Annotated in this window: 12 protein-coding genes and 7 pseudogenes; 12 read left to right on the top strand and 7 right to left on the bottom strand. The window is 59.0% G+C overall.

All coding sequences use genetic code 11. The features are described 5' to 3' along the window. Positions 1-259: pseudogene (locus AC0L2O_RS34340) on the bottom strand (aspartate aminotransferase family protein); the annotation flags it as partial. Between the two features lie 363 nt (positions 260-622). Here AC0L2O_RS34340 and AC0L2O_RS34335 point away from each other — a divergent pair. Continuing rightward, positions 623-803, top strand: a pseudogene (locus AC0L2O_RS34335) (hypothetical protein); the annotation flags it as partial. Here the strand turns inward: AC0L2O_RS34335 and AC0L2O_RS34330 are convergent. Further along, positions 804-965: pseudogene (locus AC0L2O_RS34330) on the bottom strand (transposase); the annotation flags it as partial. A 473-nt stretch (positions 966-1,438) separates the two neighbouring features. On the opposite strand from AC0L2O_RS34330, the gene AC0L2O_RS34325 reads away from it, so the two are divergent. After that, a complete protein-coding gene (locus AC0L2O_RS34325; RefSeq protein WP_473372886.1) occupies positions 1,439-2,497 on the top strand; it encodes an alpha/beta hydrolase family protein in 1,059 nt (352 codons plus the stop codon). A gap of 266 nt (positions 2,498-2,763) precedes the next feature. On the opposite strand, the gene AC0L2O_RS34320 is transcribed toward AC0L2O_RS34325, so the two are convergent. Beyond that, entirely contained in the window at positions 2,764-3,246 is a 483-nt protein-coding gene (locus AC0L2O_RS34320) for a MarR family winged helix-turn-helix transcriptional regulator (protein WP_473372885.1), read from the bottom strand. A gap of 476 nt (positions 3,247-3,722) precedes the next feature. Here AC0L2O_RS34320 and AC0L2O_RS34315 point away from each other — a divergent pair, with 476 nt between their 5' ends. From AC0L2O_RS34315 to AC0L2O_RS34285, 7 genes and pseudogenes are all read left to right on the top strand, one after another. After that, positions 3,723-5,255, top strand: a complete 1,533-nt coding sequence (locus tag AC0L2O_RS34315) for a porin (RefSeq protein WP_473372884.1) — start codon at positions 3,723-3,725, stop codon at positions 5,253-5,255. Positions 5,256-6,085: 830 nt separating this feature from the next. Continuing rightward, on the top strand, positions 6,086-7,444 hold the full coding sequence (locus AC0L2O_RS34310; RefSeq protein ID WP_473372883.1) for an aspartate aminotransferase family protein: 1,359 nt from the start codon (positions 6,086-6,088) through the stop codon (positions 7,442-7,444). 608 nt (positions 7,445-8,052) lie between these two features. After that, positions 8,053-9,312 carry a Glu/Leu/Phe/Val family dehydrogenase gene (locus tag AC0L2O_RS34305; protein WP_473372882.1) on the top strand — a complete coding sequence of 420 codons (1,260 nt, stop codon included), beginning with the start codon at positions 8,053-8,055 and terminating at the stop codon, positions 9,310-9,312. A 751-nt stretch (positions 9,313-10,063) separates the two neighbouring features. Further along, a pseudogene (locus AC0L2O_RS34300) lies at positions 10,064-10,397 on the top strand (ATP-binding protein); the annotation flags it as partial. Between the two features lie 151 nt (positions 10,398-10,548). Then, complete coding sequence (locus AC0L2O_RS34295; RefSeq protein ID WP_473372881.1) at positions 10,549-10,905, top strand: hypothetical protein; 357 nt, start codon at positions 10,549-10,551, stop codon at positions 10,903-10,905. Positions 10,906-11,943: 1,038 nt separating this feature from the next. Next, the gene (locus AC0L2O_RS34290; RefSeq protein ID WP_473372880.1) at positions 11,944-13,365 is read left to right on the top strand and encodes an MATE family efflux transporter; all 1,422 of its coding nucleotides are present in this window, start codon (positions 11,944-11,946) and stop codon (positions 13,363-13,365) included. Between the two features lie 53 nt (positions 13,366-13,418). Beyond that, positions 13,419-13,940, top strand: coding sequence for a hypothetical protein (locus AC0L2O_RS34285; protein WP_473372879.1), 522 nt, complete (start codon positions 13,419-13,421; stop codon positions 13,938-13,940). Between the two features lie 909 nt (positions 13,941-14,849). Here the strand turns inward: AC0L2O_RS34285 and AC0L2O_RS34280 are convergent. Then, positions 14,850-15,063: pseudogene (locus AC0L2O_RS34280) on the bottom strand (IS66 family transposase); the annotation flags it as partial. A 658-nt stretch (positions 15,064-15,721) separates the two neighbouring features. Here AC0L2O_RS34280 and AC0L2O_RS34275 point away from each other — a divergent pair. Both AC0L2O_RS34275 and AC0L2O_RS34270 read left to right on the top strand, forming a co-directional pair. Beyond that, on the top strand, positions 15,722-16,018 hold the full coding sequence (locus AC0L2O_RS34275; protein WP_473372878.1) for a hypothetical protein: 297 nt from the start codon (positions 15,722-15,724) through the stop codon (positions 16,016-16,018). Between the two features lie 95 nt (positions 16,019-16,113). Continuing rightward, positions 16,114-17,162, top strand: a pseudogene (locus AC0L2O_RS34270) (IS5 family transposase). A 294-nt stretch (positions 17,163-17,456) separates the two neighbouring features. On the opposite strand, the gene AC0L2O_RS34265 reads toward AC0L2O_RS34270, so the two are convergent. From AC0L2O_RS34265 to AC0L2O_RS34255, 3 genes and pseudogenes are all read right to left on the bottom strand, one after another. Then, the gene (locus tag AC0L2O_RS34265; RefSeq protein ID WP_473372877.1) at positions 17,457-17,825 is read right to left on the bottom strand and encodes a helix-turn-helix domain-containing protein; all 369 of its coding nucleotides are present in this window, start codon (positions 17,823-17,825) and stop codon (positions 17,457-17,459) included. A 96-nt stretch (positions 17,826-17,921) separates the two neighbouring features. Beyond that, a complete protein-coding gene (locus tag AC0L2O_RS34260; protein WP_473372876.1) occupies positions 17,922-18,317 on the bottom strand; it encodes a hypothetical protein in 396 nt (131 codons plus the stop codon). Positions 18,318-18,969: 652 nt separating this feature from the next. Continuing rightward, a pseudogene (locus AC0L2O_RS34255) lies at positions 18,970-19,278 on the bottom strand (recombinase family protein); the annotation flags it as partial. 285 nt (positions 19,279-19,563) lie between these two features. On the opposite strand from AC0L2O_RS34255, the gene AC0L2O_RS34250 reads away from it, so the two are divergent. Further along, entirely contained in the window at positions 19,564-19,947 is a 384-nt protein-coding gene (locus AC0L2O_RS34250) for a hypothetical protein (protein ID WP_473372875.1), read from the top strand. The last annotated feature ends 98 nt before the right edge of the window (positions 19,948-20,045 follow it).

Genomic DNA, 20,045 nt, shown 5'->3' with positions numbered 1-20,045 from the left:
GGCCCGCCGTGTACTCGCCCATAAAATCGAAATAGCGATGGCCGTCGACGTCGGACACTTCGCAGCCCTTCCCGCAATGGATCGTCAACGGGAACGGCTCATGGAACAACACAGTGCGGGTGTTACCGCCGGGCATGGCCTCGCACGCGGACGCATGCTGCTTCGCGCTCTTGGGATTGCGCGCCACATAGTCGCCGATGGCACCGCGAAGCGCCTCATCGAGGGCCGAATTGGCGCTCAGGGTCTCGACAACATTCATCGCTGTTCCTTTTCCGGCCGTCAGGAGCTTTACGATTCTATTCGGCCTACGAAGCCGAATTCTTCTAATGTAAGTTCTTACAGGGCCGAAATTATGCAGCTGATTGCTTCAAGGCGATGCTTTCATGCACTCAGGGAAGGACAATATGATTGGATGGTTGCGCGATCCGGTCGCGCCTCGTTGAAGTCCGCAAGGAAAGCTGCCCGCCAGGGCACGATATGGGTTGATTTTGCCAAGCGATTTGTGGTGCGCAGTACTGGTGGTAAGCACGCGGTTCAGGGACGTGCTCAAAGTGTGGGCCTTGGCGCCACGCACGCCCAGGCCGTCGAGAGTGGGAATGCCCAGTGCTCCCGTGAAGTTACCGTCGATGACCGGATCGTCACCATGGAAAAGCGTGCGGTAGCAATCGCCGGCCAATCCGGACGTTATGATGATGCGTCAGGCACTGGAGGATCGCGGTGTCGGCGTCGGCTATATGGTCACAACAGGAAACGAGGTCGGGCTAGAGACCCCGGACCTGATGGCAAATTTCGCCGCCGATCCCGTGCATCCAGCAGCGCTGATGCCGGGTGCCGGGAAAGACCTCGTCAAGCGCCTTCCAGAAGCCGAGCGCGCCGTCACCAACGGCAATTTCCGGGGCGATTTGCAACCCGCGTTGCTTCACGTCGATCAGGAGATCACGCCAGCTCTGTGTGCTCTCCCGGACGGGTTTGCCAGCAGCACGTGCTGCCTTGCAAGCATCTCGAAATGCCTGAGTATTGCGGACGCTCTCGAGATAAACCTGTAGCTTGGCTGATCGTTTTGTACGTTACTTGGTGGCGGTCAAGACCGAAAGTAACCAACGCCGCTTTGGAGAGCGCCGCTTAACGGCCAATCCTGTGGCGCGTTAACTACATCGCGCTACTAGCATGTGCCTTCATCGCCATCTGACTCGAGCGGCGCGCCTTCAGGTGCATAAAAAGCTCGTACAGCCGGCTTCGGGCACAGAATTTCGAACTCATACCGCGCTCCATTAGCAGATTTCGACGCTCAGCTCTTGGTAACATTTGTTTACAAGGAGATGAAGACAACACAACTCTGAGACGCAATTCTCTCATAAAAAGTGGATCTCCATAGGAGCAGCTGAATGACGCCCGCGTGCTGTGCGTAGGGTAAGGATCTTCACCTGGGGGCGAATCGATGGAGTTTGGTGCTTGGGCTCATGTGAGGGGCGATCTTGCGTCCGCGCGACAGAACGCTTCGGCCTTCCTGGACGGTTTATTGCCAGAGAATGATCGCGCCCAATTGGCTCGGCAGAACTGGGGCGCAACCTGGGCCGGGACCGGCGATGCTTATTGCCGCATTGCTGACCTCAACATAAACAAAAAGGAATACGATGAGGCCACGGAGGCTTGGCTCTGCGCGCTCACTGCCTTCGAGGTCGCCAGGAGGCTAGTCGCGGACGATGATCCGCGAAGGGCGCATGTTTCAGCCAAAGTCGAAGCTGGCCTTCAGAGGAGCGGACTATCCTTCAGCCATGAGGTGGAGAGCGCACGGATCTCGTGTGGCGATCTGGGGGAGTTTCGCGCCTACTATCTGCCTGCAGGAAATCCGAATTCGCGCGCGCCGGCGGTCATTTGCGTCAGCAACGAAGAAGAGAAGGGAGCGACGCTGCTCGGCAGGCTCTTGCCTGTGGCGATTGGTCGGGGGATGTCCCTCCTGGTTGTCTCTCACGAGAACATCGCAAATCACGCACGCGGTGGATCCGAAATCGTATTGTCCCATTGTTTGGATCATTTGTTGGCTCGACCTGATGTCGATAGTACTCGGATCGGCATTTATGGAGACGGGTTATCGGCCTCTTTAGCTACTGATTTTGCCGCCTACGATGGCCGCATTGCTGCGGCGGTTTGTGATGGTGGCATTTGGGATAGGACGCGCTCCTTAAGATCCATCGATTGGATGACATCGACCGATGACAGCACAGATGGGGAGATGATGTCGGCACATCGCTCACGGCTGACTCGACTGCCGAACTGTCCAATACTCGTGGTAGCCGGCGGGCGCGGCGTCGTCAGCGTGTGCGAGGCTATCAAATTACAGACTGTTTTTATGGCGGCGCGCATCGACGTGGACTTGGTCATGCCGCAGCTCATTCGAGGAGGCCTGGGCGAAGAGGTTGACAACTTCGTTAGCTCAGATGACTGCATCTTCAGATGGCTTGAGCAGAAGCTCGTACCAACTCCAGAGCTAGTCTAATTTAGCGGCGCTGCGGTTCTCTCCCGATCTTTTCGCAGGAGCTCTCATTAGATCGTAAGTTGCAGGCGAGGGGCTTGGATTCGTGCTCAGTGCCGTGGAGGGCGGCGATGCCGCCTACAGAAGCCCAAACGATGGGTCCTACCAAAATGAACTCAAGTGCGTGCTCGAGCCCGCCTCCAGCGTTAGCTGCAGTGAATCCGTCCATCTTGGTCGGGGGCGCGAATGATGGAAACGGCCAGGCTGATGCGGCCCTCACCCGTTCAGGCCTACAACAGGCCAAGACTCAGCTTTTGGGATGCCAATCGGCTATTGTTCGCGATCGAGGTCAGCCGCTTGTTGAGGTAGTCTAGTGACGCCTGGTCGAGCCCCTCCAATAGCGCGGAGTTCAGAGCTTCCCTCTTGCTCGACAGCTTTGAGATTTCTGCTCGAGCCTTCTCAGTCAGGGACATTTGAACGAACCTTGCATCATCTGGCGACGGCTCGCGCGTCAGAAACTCCAGCGCCTCTAGCTTTTTCGTTTGGTTGGTAACGAACGCGGGATGAATCCGGAGTTTGCTTGCAACTGCTATCCCTGAGACACCGCGACCTTGGTCGAGTTCGTCGATAGCCATGAGGATCAGCCACTGTGGCTCGGTCAAGCCCAGTAGCTCTGCCCAGCTCTTATGTATTTCCTCGATTTGGGAATGGATCTCGACAACATTCCAGATGAAATCCCTGATGCCCCTGTCGATTGTTGGTTTTTCAGCCATGTTGTTTGTTCCGCCAAACCCCAGCGAGGCATAAGCCGCTGCGACATTCCCTTTTGGTATCTGGGTTCAGCCGCCCCGGAAAGGCTCCGTCGAGCATGGATGGCATGTAAAAAATCAATTGATTTTGACAATTATTGCTCGTAACACTTTACTCAGATCGCTTGAGGGATTCTTCGGCGATCACCTGAAACCTCCAAGGAGAGCCTCTGGGATGCCCCCCGGGGGTTCTTTTTTTGCGATAAGCCCCTGATATTGCGTCTCAGAAGGGGCGGCTGTCGCTGAAATGCCACAGTGGGCCGCGAAAGCGTGCTTCACTTGATTAATTAATTGCAGCAATTGATGTCACGAATTAGATCTTGGACTGACGGAGAGGGGGCGCCTCGACGTCGTCCGTCAAGCACCCGCCCAGTAGGTGAGGCTAGCCGCAGCGGATCTTTGAAGGACGGAAACGACGTTTCCAACTTGGAGGTTCAACAATGAAATTGATGAAGAGCTTTATTCTCGGTTCGGCCGCAATGTTCGCTGGCGCCGGGGCTCAGGCGGCGGATCTTCCCGTCAAGGCCAAGGCAATCGAGTACGTGAAAATCTGCTCGCTGTATGGCGCTGGCTTCTACTACATTCCCGGCACGGACACGTGCATCAAGCTCGGCGGTTACGTGCGTGCTTCGACCCAGCTGGGAACGAACAGCGTCTGGGGTGCGGCGGCCAGCGGCCTCGGTGGCGCACACAACCGCCTCAGCAACTATTACACGGCGCAATCTCGTTTTGACTTCAGTACGGATACCCGTACGGCGACTGAGTATGGCGTCCTTCGCACATACGCGGAGTTGGCCTTCACCTGGACCGCGGGCGGATATGGCGGTGCCGGGACCACCGCGATCAACGGCGCTACTGCCTACAATGGAAGCAATCCAGCCGGCAGTGGCAGCGGGATGGTTTCTGGTGGTTCACTTTCTGTGTACTACGCCTTCATGCAGTTTGCCGGTTTCACCTTCGGCAGAGCGCAGTCGCAGTTCTCGTCGCCGTGGACGAACTATCCCGGTAACTCTTTCGACGGCATGCCCGGCGGCGGCGGGTGGGAGGCCGTCAACCAATTCGCGTATACCGCTGACTTCGGCCAGGGCATCACGGCTTCATTCTCGGCCGAAGATCAGGTCAGCCGTACGACTAACATCTGGAACGTCAGTGGTGCGACGGCTGCGGGTCTTGCCACCGGCACGTATGGTGCAGGCGATATCGGCGGCTCGCGCGCCCCCGATCTCGTAGCCATGCTGCGGGTCGACCAGGCTTGGGGCCTTTTCCAGGCATCGGTCGCCGCACACGACAATCATGCTGGGTATTATGGTGTCGATGAAACGACAGGGCATCCGGGCGACAAGTGGGGTTGGGCCGGTCAGCTTGCGTTGTCCATCAAGAATATCCCGACCGGTGCCGGTGACACCATCAACGTCCAGGGTGTCTACACCAACGGTGCCAGCATTTACAACTTCCAGTCATATACCCCGTTCACTTATGCCATCTACGGCGGCACGGGATTGGGAGGGGCTTACCAGAGCGTCGGTCTCGGCGGTGTTTCTGACTCCGTGTTCGTCGCCGGCGCGGGTCAGCAATTGACGACTACGTACGGTTTCAATGGCGCGTACACTCACAACTGGAACCCATACTGGAACAGTGCCATTTTCGGTGGCTGGGGTGCCGTGCGCTACAACGACACAGCCAAGGGCTATATCTGCGGCGCGTTCGTTGCGACGCTTGCGTTGTCGAGCGGCCTTGCTGGTTGCAATCCAAACTTCAACTACTCGGTTGTTGGCGTGGCGACGCGCTGGAGTCCGGTCAAGAACCTGACCTTCTCGAGCGAGCTCGCTTACACGATGCTTGACCAGAAGTATGCGAGCGGAAGCACGGTCACCTTGCCGGTCCAGGCTGGCATCGCCAAGCCTGCGGCTACCTACGAGCTGAAGGACCAGAGCAGCCTCCAGGTGATGTTCCGCGCGCAGCGCAACTTTTAAATCTTCTGTCACACACCAGCAAAGGAGAAGTGGCTCTACCGATTTAGGTTAACCTCCAAGAAGGCCTCCGGCATGCCCGCCGGAGGCCTTTTATTTTGCGCCCGTTGCGGCCTGAGCATGAAATGCGAGCCAAGCTCAGGCCGGCGTGCCTCAGAGGTGGAGAAGCGGGATATGACTTGTGTGCTGTTTTTCCGACGGAAATTCAGCCCGACTACACCGGATGAGGGCCGATGCCTCCAAAGGATTTGCTTTGGACCGCACCGCTACCACCTGGATCCGCCGATGCAAACGTCTCCGCCAGTCTATCGAGACGGAGCGATAATCATGACAGGGAAGCCAGCCCTCTCCCAATGCTCCGCACTCATTGAGCAGCCGATTTGCAGGTTTGCCTCGGCACCTACAGTCACTGGGAAGGGCATCGTCCGGCGAGCGATCCTATTAGCTGAAATGTCGACGAAAAGCGCTTTGCTCGCAGATTTAAGGCGTCCAGCCCGGTTGGTTGCATCTTTCCAGATCGAATGGCCGCTACAATCGGGAATGACACTTCCTGACCGCGGGTTCACTCAACAACAACTCGGGCATGACCGGTTGAGCAAGGAGCGCTTGCATGAACTCTGACACCATCGACCCTACGCCAGCATCGTCTGGCTGAGACAAACCGGCCAAAGGAATATTCGTCGATTGACAACATGCGCTTGTTGGATGCCATCGTCGATCTGCAGACCTCGGTACTTTCATACAGACCCAGTTATGCGCGGATCAGCCACCCGCTGTACACCAAGCCACCCCAGCGGTACCAGACATACAACCGACTGAACGCAGGATAAATCATGACGCAAAGCACGGCTTCTGAAGGCCATAACTCAGTGGGCCTCCGTTCACGGGAGGCGTTCGCGCGCGCACAGCGCGTCTTCCCTGACGGTACTACACGCGTCACCATCGATCGTGACCCAATCCCGCGGTATGTGGATCGCGGCGAAGGAGCTTATGTGTTCGACGTCGACGGGCGGCGTTTCCTCGACTTGAACGGTAACTTCACTACGCTAATCCACGGACACAATTTCGAGCCTGTGATTGCCGCCGTCACCCGCCAGTTGCGCTCAGGCACTTGTTTCGCAAACCCGACGCTCAGCGAAATCGATTTGGCTGAGTTGATATGTGACCGTGTGCCGGGCGTGGAGGCGCTCCGCTTCGTCAACACGGGTACGGAAGCCGTGATGTTCGCGATCAAGGCCGCCCGAGCATTCTCGGGTCGTCCCCGCATCGCAAAGATCGAAGGCGCTTATCACGGGTCCTATGACTGGGCGGAGATCAGTCTGGCGAGTGCCCCCCACAGTTGGGGGCCGCCCGAAACGCCTGCACCCGTTTCCTCCTATCGTGGTGCGCCGCCCTCGGTGTTGGGCGATGTCATTCCGCTGCGCTTCAATCAACCGAGGTTGGCCGAGCAATTGATTGAGGCGAACGCGTCCAAGCTGGGCGCTATCCTTATCGACATGATGCCTGGCCGGGCCGGTTATATCACTCCCACATCAGAGTTCCTGGGTGCGATTCAACGGGTGGCTCGCAAACATGGAATCCTGATCATCGCCGATGAGGTCCTGAATTTTCGGTTGGGCTACGAAGGGTCCGCTGCGCGGTATGGCCTTGCCGCAGACATCTTCACCTTCGGCAAGATCATCGGCGGAGGTCTCCCAATCGGCGCAATCGGCGGCAGGCGCGACGTGATGAGCGTCTTTGACGCCTCGAAGGGCAGACCCGCTGTTCCGCAGGGAGGAACGTTTTCCGCAAATCCTTTATCGATGTGCGCCGGTCTGGCTTCAATGAAGGCCCTTGATCGCGCGGCTTTCGCCCACCTCGAGACCCTCGGCGACAGGCTCCGTGACCAGTTGCGAACTGCGATCGCCCGCCGGGGAGTGCCCTTCTCGGTATCGGGAGCGGCATCTCTCTTCAGAATCCATCCGAAGCCTGTGCTTCCGAAGGAATTCCGTGAAGCCCTGGCGACGCCGAAGCAGGCTCGCGTGCTGCTGGAACTCGCGCGGATTTTTGCTGAGCACGGCATCAATATCTCAAACAATGCGTCGGGTTGCCTTTCCACGCCGATGACCAATGCGGATATTGATCTCATCTCGTCAGCTTTTGAACACTTCCTGAGTTCTGGCGATGAACTCTTCGAAAATCTCAGAGCTTGACGCAACCAAGCTGAATCTAGCGCGATGGTGCGTGCCTCGCCGACGCCGGCGGCAAAACGCGACTCCGTCATGGCCTGAGTGAATCTCTTCGCGAATCGACACGGGTGAACTAGCATGAACTTCGAGACCGTTGCAGTTGAACGGCGCGGCAACATTGCCTGGATGTTTCAAAAGCCGCCGGCGCCTACCCATTCGCGGCTAAGCTCCTTAAGCGCTCGCTGAAGCGAGTTGCGGACATTCAAGGTTTCCGGACCTCGCTTCAAAGCCATTTCGACACTCATCAACTATCCCATGTTACGGACGAGTACAGCCGCATGCGGGATCAAGGTATCGCCTCTGGTATTGCCCGCGGCAAGGATGCCTCACGCAAATAGCGAGCGTGCGGGAGCTTTCACGCACGATGCCCGTTGGCGTTTGCGACAGCATCGAACCGTGTATCCAGAAGATCCTTCGGAGTGACAATGCGCTCCTCAGTGTTGTGATCCGCGAAATGCAACGGCGCGCACCGTTGGCTTTCATACAGCACCATCCGGAATCCCATCGCGCAAGCACTCAGTCACAGTGTGGTGCCCAACACCTGCTGATTCACAGAAAAGCAAGGAGCTATCGTGACCGCCTACAGTGGACCTGTTTTTGAAATGGCCGCCAAGCAATTCGAAGTGATCGCGGAACATCTGTGCATACCGGAAGACGCTAGAGCGCGGCTGCTAATGCCCAAACGCGCGGTCACAGTTTCCTGTCCGATCCATCGTGATGATGGCACGACCGCCGTTTTTGAGGGCTATCGTGTGCAGCACCATCTCACACTCGGCCCGACAAAAGGCGGGACCAGGTTTGCGCCGTCCGTCGACCTCGGTGAGATTGCGGCGCTCGCCGTGTGGATGAGCTGGAAATGTGCCTTGGTGGGACTGCCTTACGGCGGCGCCAAAGGCGGAATTAGTGTCGATCCCTCGAGCTTGTCGAAGCGCGAGCTTGAAGCGCTGTCGCGCCGATACATGCAGGAAATGATCCCCTTTGTCGGCCCTCACACTGACGTGATGGCTCCCGACATGGGCACAAACGAGCAGATCATGGCCTGGTTCATGGACACATACTCGATGTATCAGGGGCAGACGGTCACCGAGATTGTGACTGGGAAACCTGTCAGCGCCGGAGGAACATTAGGACGTCGCGAGGCCACCGGAAGGGGCGTCGCTCATTTGATTCGTCGGGCCGCAGACGGGCTCAAGCTACATCTCGGTGGCGCCACGGCCGTCGTGCAAGGGTTCGGCAACGTCGGTTCGATTGCAGCACTCGAGTTGCACAATATGGGTGTGAAAGTGATTGCGGTTAGCGATCACACAGGCGCACTCTATCGATCTTCAGGGCTCGACATTCCACAGCTAGTCAGACACGCCTCGTCCCGAGGAAGCTTAGCAGGGTATTCCAACGAACTCGGATTGGACCCTGTAGAGATGTTGACCATCCCTTGCGATATACTTGTTCCAGCTGCAGTGGAACGAGTAATAGATGCCAAAATCGCCGCGGATCTAAGTTGTCGGATACTCGCCGAGGGGGCTAATGGCCCCACCACTCCCGAAGCCGATCGGATTTTGGAACAGCGTCAAGGCGAGATCTTCCTCATTCCCGACATCTTGTGCAACTCGGGAGGTGTGGTGGTGAGCTACTTCGAATGGGTGCAGGATCTTCAGCGATTGTTCTGGGAAGAGGACGAGGTCATGCGGCGGGAATATCAAGTCCTGGATCGTGCCTTCGAACGCGTCCTGGCGAGAAGCAGGGGAGACAGGGTGTTCAACCGCACTGCTGCCATGGCGCTCGGTGTGGAGCGCGTACGTGGTGCAAAGGAGACACGGGGGCTGTTTCCGTAGTGTCTTTGGTCCTGCTGCGGTGTCATCCTGTTTTGCGGTTGTGACCATGTACCGCTAGGTGAGAGGCGAGGCGGCTCCGCTCGGTCATCAGGATGTCGCTGCTGTTTGATTCGGTGCCGTTGTAATTGTCCAACGTCCTGGTTCAGCGGATATCAGCTCTTGAATCGGCAACTTGGGGCGCCGGTCGAAACCAAACCTGCTTGGCTGATTGTCGATGCAACGATCTGAGTCGCAGGCCAGTCGACGGGTCGCAAGCCGTTGTCCATCGATAGGCCAACTCTCAGCACTGCTGCGGCCTTCACCGTGAAAAGCGCGAACGCTAGTGAGGCAGGCGGCGGCACTGCCGAACGGAATGAAATCTGCGCAACTGCGCATAGGAATGTATATTTAACGCGCCTCTGGCCGCAATATAAGAACCTTTCGTCACCCTACTTCGCCGAGACTAAAGGCGAGGTGTGCTGCGCTGCCGATCGCTCCGGTCCTGGCTTGCGTGCTTCATCAACCAAAGGCGCGGTGACTCGCGAGAGACTGAGGCACGGCCTATCTATCGTCAACGCGAGCCGCATCCAGAACGTCGTGCGCAATGAGCAAGAGGGACACCGTCGATCGGTGGGATCGAGTTTAACCGGCAAAGCTATCTTGATGGCCGAGCTTCGGACCCTCGACAGCTGGGGTGGATGCGCGGCGCACCGCCGCCTTTAGAGAAGCGTATCAACCGAACTGGCGCTGGAGGCCGCGATCGCCAAACTCGAGACACGACCTCCTGATCCTCGACGACATCACATATGGGAGCAAGGATCAGGCGGAGACCAGCGTTTTGTTTGAGCTGATCGCCGCCCGCTATGAGCGACGCTCGCTCCTGATCACAGCCATTCGGCGAGTGGGGGCGTATCTTCCCCGATCAGGCAATGACGCGGGCGGCCGTCGATCGCCTTGTCCACCACGCCACGATCCTCTAGATGAATGTCGAGAGCTACCGTCGAAAAGTTGCTCTCGATCGAAGGCGCGGTCCAGGACGGCCACCCGTGCACGCCACTCCAAGCGAGCTCGACAAAGCGGTGATTGATGCTGGCAGTCCCTCTTGATTGTCGCGCAGCGTCAATCGAGGCCTGCCAAACCGGCGGCCAGCGTCAATTATCTCCTGACTCGGCCCCTTTGTCCCATCTTGATTGACGCGCCGATCTCATCCTGATTGTCGCGCCAGAGGCAATCCACCCGGACGCGCTGCCATTCGCGATGGAGACGATCCGCGCCGCACTGGTCGGCAATAATCGGGACGAACATGTCTTCGCCCTTGGACAATCGCTGGAATTCTACGAGGTCTATCAAGCGAAGATGCTGGACTGCGACCGCAAACTGGAAGCTCTGATCGGGGCACTGAACAATAGACACGTAAAACCGGTTGGAAAACTGTCCAAGCCACGCATCAAGACCAAGCAGGTCAACACACCTACCTTCGATATCAGGGCAGCACTTTATGGCGTGCTCGGTGTAGACCTGACTGAGATCCCTGGGTTGGGTCCGTTAGGCATCGATGTGTTCCTGAAGCTGCTTGAAGATCGCCAAAGAGATTGGGGTCCAAATGCGGCGTGACAGTTAGGATGGAAGTGCGTGTTGCCGCATGTAGCGACGTTCCTTGCTCTCGCACCAGGAGTTGGAGCCACGAGGTTGCTTAAAAGCCGGGATCCCAATTGGGTGCGTCGGAGGAAGGGATGCTGATGCGGAAGAGGCCACGGAGCCTGAGCCGACATCGCTCGCGCAAGTACCCTAAATACAGAGGCAGGTCATGCGTCTATCTGCTCTCGATCTACGAGACTACTCGCGTGAACGACCGCAGGCCACCTCCATGGCAGCATTGCGGATCGCAATGCTTCGTATCAAGGGCGGAGGTCGCTGGGAAACATCCTGGTGCGCAAAAGCCTTCGAACTCTCGTTTGCTTCGATGGGTTCTCCTGAATTTGCAAGTTTTGCCGACTTCAGAGTTTCGGTCAGTCGGAGTGCAGCATGCACACACTTTCACAATCACTTCGGGATCGGGATCAATAGTGTTGGGTCTGCGACAGCATGTGGGAAACTCGACATCCGCTAGAGAAAAGGATCCCTTTAATATTAAGTAACGCTTTTGGCACGGGACTTGAAGAGAAAGTCTCGTTTAACATCGCCAGGAAGGATTCAGGATGATCGGGCAAAAAGTCCTCGCCCCCGGGGCACCGTTTGCGGCTCATGTGAATTCTAGCGGTTCAGCGCTGCTATCGGTCTACGGCGCATTCGCTCATTTTGTGCGAACACGCGACGACGCTATTCGCTTCGCGTTGGTTGCACCATGCCGGTCGTCAGCTGTTCAGCTGTGCGCTCACATTTCCGTCTTGTTTCCCTAAACCGCGCGACGAAATCGATTCGCACAAAAGAGCGCTTGTTAGAAAGGGAGGTGATCCAATCCGTGGGAGAGACTACCAGACCAAGGCAACGGCCGATACAACCATCGAATCCTAGCTGCGTGACACGCGTCAGAGCAAGGCTGCCTACGCAGCATGTACCCGTCTCAGAATTGTGGCGAGATATGGAAGTGTCATTGAAGTGAAGCAAAGGCCTCTGGTCCGCAGAGGCAACGCCGGAAGCATGATGAGAAAGATGACCGAATCGAAGGCAGTGTCGGCCCCTCCGCGCGAATCGACGAGGGCGGGTGCCCGTCACTTCACTGTTGAGCTCAGGGAAACCGGGAAGCTAGCCTTGCCCATAGTACTGACACAGGTTGGACAGATTGCGATGATCACGACTGATCTTGCCTTTATCGGCCGCATCGGCGCGGAGGCGGTCGCCGCGGTAGCGTTGGCGAGCAGGGTCTATCTCATTAGCTTCACCTTCGGCGGGGGGCTGCTAGCAGCGGTCGTGCCGTTGGCAGCGCAAGGGTTTGGAGCCAATAATCTCGCCGTAGTACGCCGTGCGCTGCGCATGGGACTATGGGCGGCGCTGATTCTGTCGTTCCCAATTATGGCATTTGCGCTGCGAGGACAGCAAATACTGCTCGCGTTCGGCCAGGCACCGGACGCGGCTCGGCTTGCACAGCAGTATCTGGTCGGGATTGCGTGGGGCGTCGGGCCGGCGCTCGGGTTTCTGGCCATTCGCAGTTTCATGAACGCCGCTAGCCGACCGGAGCCGATCTTATGGATAACGCTCTGCGCCATCCCCACAAATGCTCTGCTCGTCTATCTGCTAGTGTTTGGAAAGCTTGGCCTACCACGATTGGAGTTGTTCGGAGCGGGCCTCGCGACTACCACAGTGAACTATGCGACGTGTTTAGCTGGATTGTGGTGCGTCACAACGCGTCGCCCTTTCCGTGACTACCGCATTCTTACACATTTCTGGCGCTTCGACTGGCGTGTGATGCGGCAGCTGGTCGTGATTGGGGCGCCGAGTTCAATAGCATCCATGATGGGATACGGTCTAGTATCGGTCGCAGCTCTACTGGCAGGCTTAATTAGCACGACCGTGCTTGCCGCTCATCAGATTGCGGTTCAGGTGTCCGCGATCTTGTTCATGATGCCTTTCGGCATCAGCATGGCAGCCACCGTCCGCGTGGGCTATGCGGTCGGCCTCAATGACAACCCAGGCGTTAAGCGCGCTGCGGCCGTCGCAATGCTACTCGGGGTGGTGATCGCTGCAATTCTAACGCTAGCCGTAATTGCAATGCGTGTTACGATTGCTGAGCTGTTTTTGGGCAAATCAGGCGATGCCGCGACGATTCAACTGGCCGCGAAGCTTCTTTTGGCCAGCGCTGGCTTCTTTATCACTGATGCAGTCGCGAGCATTGCGTCCGGCAGCCTCCGCGGGTTGAGGGATACGTGGGTGCCGCTTATATTCGCCGGAATCGCTTACTGCCTGATCGGTTTCTCCCTCAGTTACATTCTTGGTTTGAGGACCGGCCTCGAGGCGGTTGGCATTTGGACAGGCTTATCAATTGGGGCGATGATCTACGCAGGACTCCTTGTACTCCGTTTTCGGCTGCTGGTGAGCAGGCGCGCTCTTCACAATGCGCGCTCTAGCCGATCATGATTACTCACTTCGAAGCATCGTGATCACCTCTTCCTCGCGATCCCGGCTACCGCATGCGCGCCGCGGCATGGGGCACCGGCAGCCTTTCCGTGAAGGCAAGTACCGCTCACAGTTCTGCAGGCCGCCTCGATAGCTTGCGTAAGCGCTCGGGATACGATGCAGACCGAGAGGTTTTCCATTTGCTAGGTGCGAAGTTCTACGCCTGCACCAAAAAGACCGGCATGTCACAACCAGCCGCACAGGCCTGGCTCGCATCCCCGTTCAAGCTCGGTCACGAGCCCGAGACGCAGGTCGACACCATCCTGCGGTTCCGCATCGGTGGCGGCTGCGCCGGAGAGCGGCTGCTAGCCGTTGTACAAGCTCGATCGGGTTTTCGATATCCGAAGTCGGTGAACGCCTTCTCGATGAGCAGGTCGTTGAGCGGTACCTCCGACATCGAGGCGGCAGGCAGTCTATCCAAGCCGGTGACCGGGCAGCGCTCAAGCGATGGTTGTTGGTGCTTCGGGAGGAAGGCGCGAAGGCAATGTGCTGGGCGTTGCGCACCTTTCTTCTTTACCTCCATCATCGGGGGCTGAACGCGCGCCGTTGGCGGATTGCGTTGCATCGATGCGGCGATGGAAGCTCGCACCTCGGCGGACCTATCTGCCTGCCGCACAGGTGCGGAAGGCTCTCGACGGTGCCACCGAAAGACGGTGATGAGACGGCGCGATCACGCCATTCTGTTATTGCTGGCCGAGCTTGGCTTGCGGGCCGACGAGGTCGCGACGCTTGTGCTCGATCATATCTACTGGCGCGCTAGCGAGACACTCTTTCGCGCGAAGCGCCGACAGCGTGCACGGATCCCGATGCCGCCAGACGTTGGCGCGGCCATCGTTCCATATCTGCGCGTCGCCCAAGTCGTCGTGCCACTGTTTGTTCGTCCGCACACTCGCGCCTCACATTGGGTTTGCTTCCGGATGTGCGATCATCATGACCGCCAAGGCCGGCCTCGATCGGGTTGGAATCGAAGGTTGTGCACACCGTGGCGCCCATATCTTCCGACACAGTCTCGCTACCGAGCTTCTCCGATCTGGCGCGACTTGGCCGGAGATCGGACAGTTGCTGCGGCACGAGAGGCATAACACTAGCAGGATTTGCGCGAGGGTCGACATCGATGCGTTGAGAACACTGAGCCTGCCTTGGCCGGGAGGCGGCAATGACCAATCTGCGCACCACGCACTCGATAAGTACGTGAGCATGCGCAAGGGGGTTTGGATACAAGTACGAGCACCAGACCCGTCTCGCCTCGACGACCTAGTCGCTTCATGGAGAAGCGCAAAGCCATGATAATCACGACGAAGCTGGCCTTGGAATCGGGCAAGGCTGCCGCAAGATCGTAATGCATCCTGGGCGTTGCGATTGAGCGACCTGCGCGGGTTCGCGCATCATGTCGCCAACTTCGATCCGAGAACGGCGGTACGCCCTTAGGCATTCTGCCCCGGATGGACCTGCGGCGGGCTGAGCTCCTGGCGGACGGCCCGCCGCCGTTCGAGCGTTTCGCCGTTGATGCCTCGTTCGATCTCAAACAAGCCGTCGATCCGGCTTCTTCCAGCCCCGAAGGCGAACTCACCGCTGGCTTGTGGCCTGCACCTTGCGGCGCGCATTCTCCGCCAGATCAGTCATCACGAAGAAGGGCCGCCTGGCATGGACCCAGCTTGCGTCAGGATAAGTCCTGGAAAGGAGGAAGAATGTGATCTGAAACCTTTCATCGTGACCCAGAGGGTTCGACGCCCTCCGGCAAAGGCGGAGCGCGCCAGCCGGAAGCGAGTCTTGCATGGGTGACGGCAACGTCACTCGTGAAGCGTAGACAGCGGGTACCAAAGCGCTGTGGCAAGCCTCGAAATCATGGTCGTGCTGAAGCCTTCGCGCTGTTGGGTCCGGGGGGCAGCACCGGGAAAGCCGCTATAGTCAGGCTCATCGGTTCGACCGGGGTCTCCGAGCAAGGCAAAGGTGCGGGATAGGTCACCAGGAAACTTGAGAGATCCAGTTGGTGTCCTCATGGAATGCCGGCGCGAGCACCGGCCTCAACAACGCTCCAGCCCCGATGTCCCGACTTGGCGGACATGGGGAGCTCGTATGCGAACACGAAACACCAAGGCATGTGGTTCCGGAGACGAAGACATAAGATAACGGAGATACACAGCTCGGGAAGTCGTAGCGGCTTCGTGGTACTGAGAAAGGCGGTGAACTGGGCTCACCGGGACCCGCTCGAGGGAAGAGAGCCGCGACGAAACACGGGAGGGAACGCTGAGTCGCACAAACCTGTCCACGAAACGACAATGGATAGCCGATCTGGCGAGGAAAACATCCTGAGCGGGTGCTGACCTCGTTGCATCACCTGATTGACCGTGAATGGATGCTCGAAGCCTATCGCCTGACGCGCAAGAATAGCGCGCCCGGCATCGACGGCATGACGGCGACCGGTTATGAAGCGAACCTGGAGCCAAATCTTGAAGATCTCCTGGCGCGCATAAAATCCGGCCGATACATCGCGCCGCCGGTGCGACGGCACTACATCCCGAAAGCAGATGGCACCGAACGGCCACTGGGCATCCCGACATTGGAAGACAAGGTGGCGCAGCGGGCGACTCTCTTGCTGCTAGCAGTCTGCTGAAGAGCCCCTCGCCAGGGAGGAGACTTGATGATTCACTTTATCATCTCGAATCGGGGGAGGCGATCATGCGCGGCAGGTTTACGGACTAGGGCGGCCTGTTTTCGTACATCGCGCCCGATAAGCGTGTGCCAGCGAACCATCCGCTGCGGAAGGTCCGGGACCTTGTCCGGGATGTTTTGAGTGATTTGAACCGCAGCCTTGGTAAGCTCTACGCCAATGAGGGGCGTCCTTCGATCCCGGGGTGCTCTTGCTGAGCGCCTTGCTGCTGCAGGTGTTCTACGGCATCCGCTTGGAACGCCAATTGATGGAGCAACTGGACTACAATATTTTGTATCGCTGGTTCGTGGGACTGTCGCCGGACGATCCGGCTGGGACCCGACCACCTTCACCAGAAGCCGGGAGCGGCTGCAGAACGGCGATGTGTTCACGAAGTTCATGACCAGGCTTCTGAACCATTCTCAGGTCAAACCTGTATTGTCGGACGAGCACTTCTCGGTGGGTGGAACGCTGATCGAAGCGTGGGCTTCACCGAAGAGCTTTCGTCCCAAGGACGACAGCCGTGACGATGATGACGGCGCCAACTTCCACGCCCAGAAGCGTAAGAACGACACCCATGCCAGCACCAGCGACCCAGACAGCAGGCTTTATCGCAAGGCGGCCGGACGGGAGGCCAAGCTTTGCTACATGGGCCACGCCACCATGGAGAACCGCCATGGGCTGGCCGTGGCCGGTAAGGTGACGCATGCCAATGGCACCGCCGAACGCCGGGCTTCGGAGACCATGCTGAAGGCGAGACGCAAAGCCGCGGGCCGCCGCATCACCGCCGGTGAGGACAAGGCGTACGATACCGCCGATCACGTCGCTAACCTTCGCGACATCGGCGTGACGCCGCATGTGACACCAGGCCGTCACCAAAACCGGCAAGACCCGCCACAGCGCCATCGACGAACGCACAACGCGGCATCCAGGATATGGCATGTCGCAATCGCGCCGGGCGATCGTCGAGTGCATCTTCGGATGGGGCAAGCAGCACGGCACCATGCGCAAGACCAAACATCGCGGCATCGCTCGCGTCGCCGCCGACTTCCTGCTCAAGCTGATCGCCTACAACCTGATCCGCATACCCAAGCTGCTTGCCACTTAGCCACCCCCCATCAGGGGACTCCCAACAGGCTAGAAATTACTCCAACTCCACCGCGTCGCCCCAACAACGACCAGCCAGAATAAGAAAAACTCTCATTTCAAGTTTTTTCAGCAGACTGCCAGAGCCGATCTATCAGACGGACTTCTTGCCGTGCTCCTACGGCTTCCGACCAGGACGGTCGGCCCATGAGGCCCTGCACGCTCTACGTAATGGGTTTAATGGGGCAAGGGCTGCGCTGGGTGGTGGACGTCGATATCTCGAAATACTTGGACACCGCTTCATATTGCCCTTGGTTCATGAGGTTTGATCGAAGAGTTCGGATTGCCGGGTTATCACCTTGATCCGGATTCCCTTTTTCCTGCCGTTCGTGACGCGCACGACTTCGAGCTCGCCGCGCTTGACACGCTGCAACACGGTTTGGCGCGAGATACCGAGCTTGCGGGTTGCCTCGTGCATGGTCACGAAGTCGTCCCCAGCAGTCTCGCTGAATCGGGCGATGAGGTCATCGGTCAGGCGAATGCGCCATGGTGCGCCGGGCGTCAGCTGCTCGCCCGGAATGATGCCGTCGTTGAGCCAGCGGTGCAAAGTCAAAGGGGCGACGCCGAGCACGTCCGCGGCCTTGCTGATGGTAAGCAGTTCGCTTCGGCCTTCGGCTCGAAGCACGGATATCCCAGTGGCGACGCAGATTGCCGACGCGGCTTGCCTCGAAGCGATGGCCGTATGCTGTGGTGCGCCCCTGGCGATTGAGAATGCCGGCGATCACGGCGTCGGGATAATGCCCCGCCAGTCGGCGGACGAGCGCCATCGGGTCCTCATCGGTGCGTATCGTGGCCGGCCGCGAGCGCGGCAGCGCGAGATTTCGTTGAGTGCGCCGCCCTTGCAGCGCAGCTTGAGGTGGGCTGAAGCCTTGTCGCGCTCGACCTTTATCATGACCTCCTCGAGCAATGCTCGCAGCAGCTCTTTCCTGTCACGCGGCGAGGTCGTTGCCGCGTGACAGACGCTGGCAAGATCGGGCCCGAGCGCGAGCAGACGGTCGCGCTCCTCTTGGGACCGCACGCATAGACGCTCCCGTTCGCGGCGTGCAAGCTCGGCCTTGGCGGCTTCGAGTGCGCTCGAGCTCTCCTCCCACTCGCGCTCCAGGCCACGAGCGACCAACCGGTTGTCTCGATCGACGGCACGGTAGCGGCGCTGGGCGCGGCTCGCTTCGTAGCTTGTTCGCCCACGCCGAGACGCCATTGCTTGAGCGAGATCTCGCGATCGGCTTCAAGCCGCTCGGCAGCGGCGAGCGTGGCAGCGAGCTTGCCGGCTTCGATGGCGACGATGAAGGCCCGCGTGATGGCTTCGTCGATCTGAATGCCGCCAATGTTGAGGCAATAGAACCAGGATCTTGCCGGGGCAATGATACCCAGGTGCGGAACTGCGCCCGTGATCGTGCTGTGCAAGCGGCGTCCGCAGTGCCCGCAGCTGGCAAGGCTTCGCAAGGGCGCTGCCCTCCCTCACGGCGCCGCCCACTTTGTGCGGTCCGGGGCGGCCCGCTGCATCCAGCATCGTCTCCTGACGCATCTGCAGAGGGAATGTGAGCCCTTCCGAGCGAAACCATAGCCAGACGCGGCGCGCCGAGCCCGTCTCGGCGAAGCGTGCGAAGACGTTGCGGATGGCGGGTGACAGTGGCCTCGTCGAGGTGGAAGCGGACCTCTCCATCGGCCTCGCCCCAGACAAAGCCGACCGGCAATCCCCTGCGGAGTTCATCGCGTGCTGCCTTGTTGCGAATGCCGCCGTTGAGGCTGGCCCTCAGCACATGCAGTACGGCCTCCCTCATGGTGCCCTTGAGCCCGAGCAGGAGGCGATCATTGAAGAGGGCTGGATGATAGATGCCATCTGCGTCGCCGATCAGCGTGTCGGTGAGGCCTCCGAGTTCGATGACGCGATGCCAATCGGCGTTGTTGCGCGCCAGGCGCGAGACCTTGAGTCCGAGCACGAGGCCGACGTGGGCGAGTGCGACTTCGGCGGTGAGGCGGGCGAAGCCCGATCTCGCAACAAAGCCGGAACCGCAAAGCCCGAGGTCCTCATCGACGACGATGATGCGATCATTGGGCCAGCCAAGTTCACGGGCTATGGCGGCAAGCGCATACTGTCGATCCGTCGACTTGCGATTGTGCTCGACTTGGGCGGCTCGACTGGCGCAGTTAGACGGGACAGATGGCTGGCCGTGATCTTGGCGCGTTCATTCATCGCCTCGTCGACCTGGCCGAGATCATGCGGGCGATGAAACGTGCGAGGATCTCGAGCGCTGCGACGCGCGGGGCTCGTCGAGCTGCTCCCACGCCGTCACCGACGGGGCTGCTAGAAAGGGGGGAGCGGTGGAAGATCGGGGCGATCGAGAAAGGCCAGGTTCAGTTGCATGGTTGCTCTCCTTGCACTGCACCGACTCGACGGGTCGGTCGTAGAGAGCGTCAATGACCTTGCGCAGGTGGAGCAAATCGTCGAGCCGGCCGAGATCGTGGGCACCACCAGCATCGTTCGCCGGCGTTCGCCTTGGCTGCTCGGCGTTCCAATCGGTCCAATTGGCTGGAATCAGCGAGCGGCTGCCGTCTGGCAACACCACGAGAACGAGGAGGACGCCGCGCCGCCCGATGCTGCTGATCACGGCCAGCGATTGGCCTTCGAAGGCGTGGCGCTCGCGGGTGATGGTCAGCGAATCTGGAATATCAAATGGCTGAAGGCGGAGTGCTCGAAAAAGGTGTCCTGCGCCGCACGACTGGTGGAGCGCCCAAAGGCGGCGTGATCTCGCCACTACTTGCAAACATCTACCTGCACTGCGTGCTGGATGAACGGTTCGAGTAGGTGGCGCGACCGCGGCTCAAGGGGCGATGCCAACTGATC

The sequence above is a fragment of the Bradyrhizobium sp. Kon10 genome, assembly GCF_055807395.1.
This window is presented reverse-complemented; position numbering and strand designations above follow the sequence as displayed.

Excerpts from the sequence above, each read along its gene's own strand:
- AC0L2O_RS34325 (WP_473372886.1), top strand. The coding sequence starts at position 1,439 with ATGGAGTTTGGTGCTTGGGCTCATGTGAGGGGCGATCTTGCGTCCGCG.
- AC0L2O_RS34320 (WP_473372885.1), bottom strand. The coding sequence starts at position 3,246 with ATGGCTGAAAAACCAACAATCGACAGGGGCATCAGGGATTTCATCTGG.
- AC0L2O_RS34315 (WP_473372884.1), top strand. The coding sequence starts at position 3,723 with ATGAAATTGATGAAGAGCTTTATTCTCGGTTCGGCCGCAATGTTCGCT.
- AC0L2O_RS34310 (WP_473372883.1), top strand. The coding sequence starts at position 6,086 with ATGACGCAAAGCACGGCTTCTGAAGGCCATAACTCAGTGGGCCTCCGT.
- AC0L2O_RS34295 (WP_473372881.1), top strand. The coding sequence starts at position 10,549 with ATGGAGACGATCCGCGCCGCACTGGTCGGCAATAATCGGGACGAACAT.
- AC0L2O_RS34290 (WP_473372880.1), top strand. The coding sequence starts at position 11,944 with ATGACCGAATCGAAGGCAGTGTCGGCCCCTCCGCGCGAATCGACGAGG.
- AC0L2O_RS34285 (WP_473372879.1), top strand. The coding sequence starts at position 13,419 with ATGCGCGCCGCGGCATGGGGCACCGGCAGCCTTTCCGTGAAGGCAAGT.
- AC0L2O_RS34250 (WP_473372875.1), top strand. The coding sequence starts at position 19,564 with ATGGTTGCTCTCCTTGCACTGCACCGACTCGACGGGTCGGTCGTAGAG.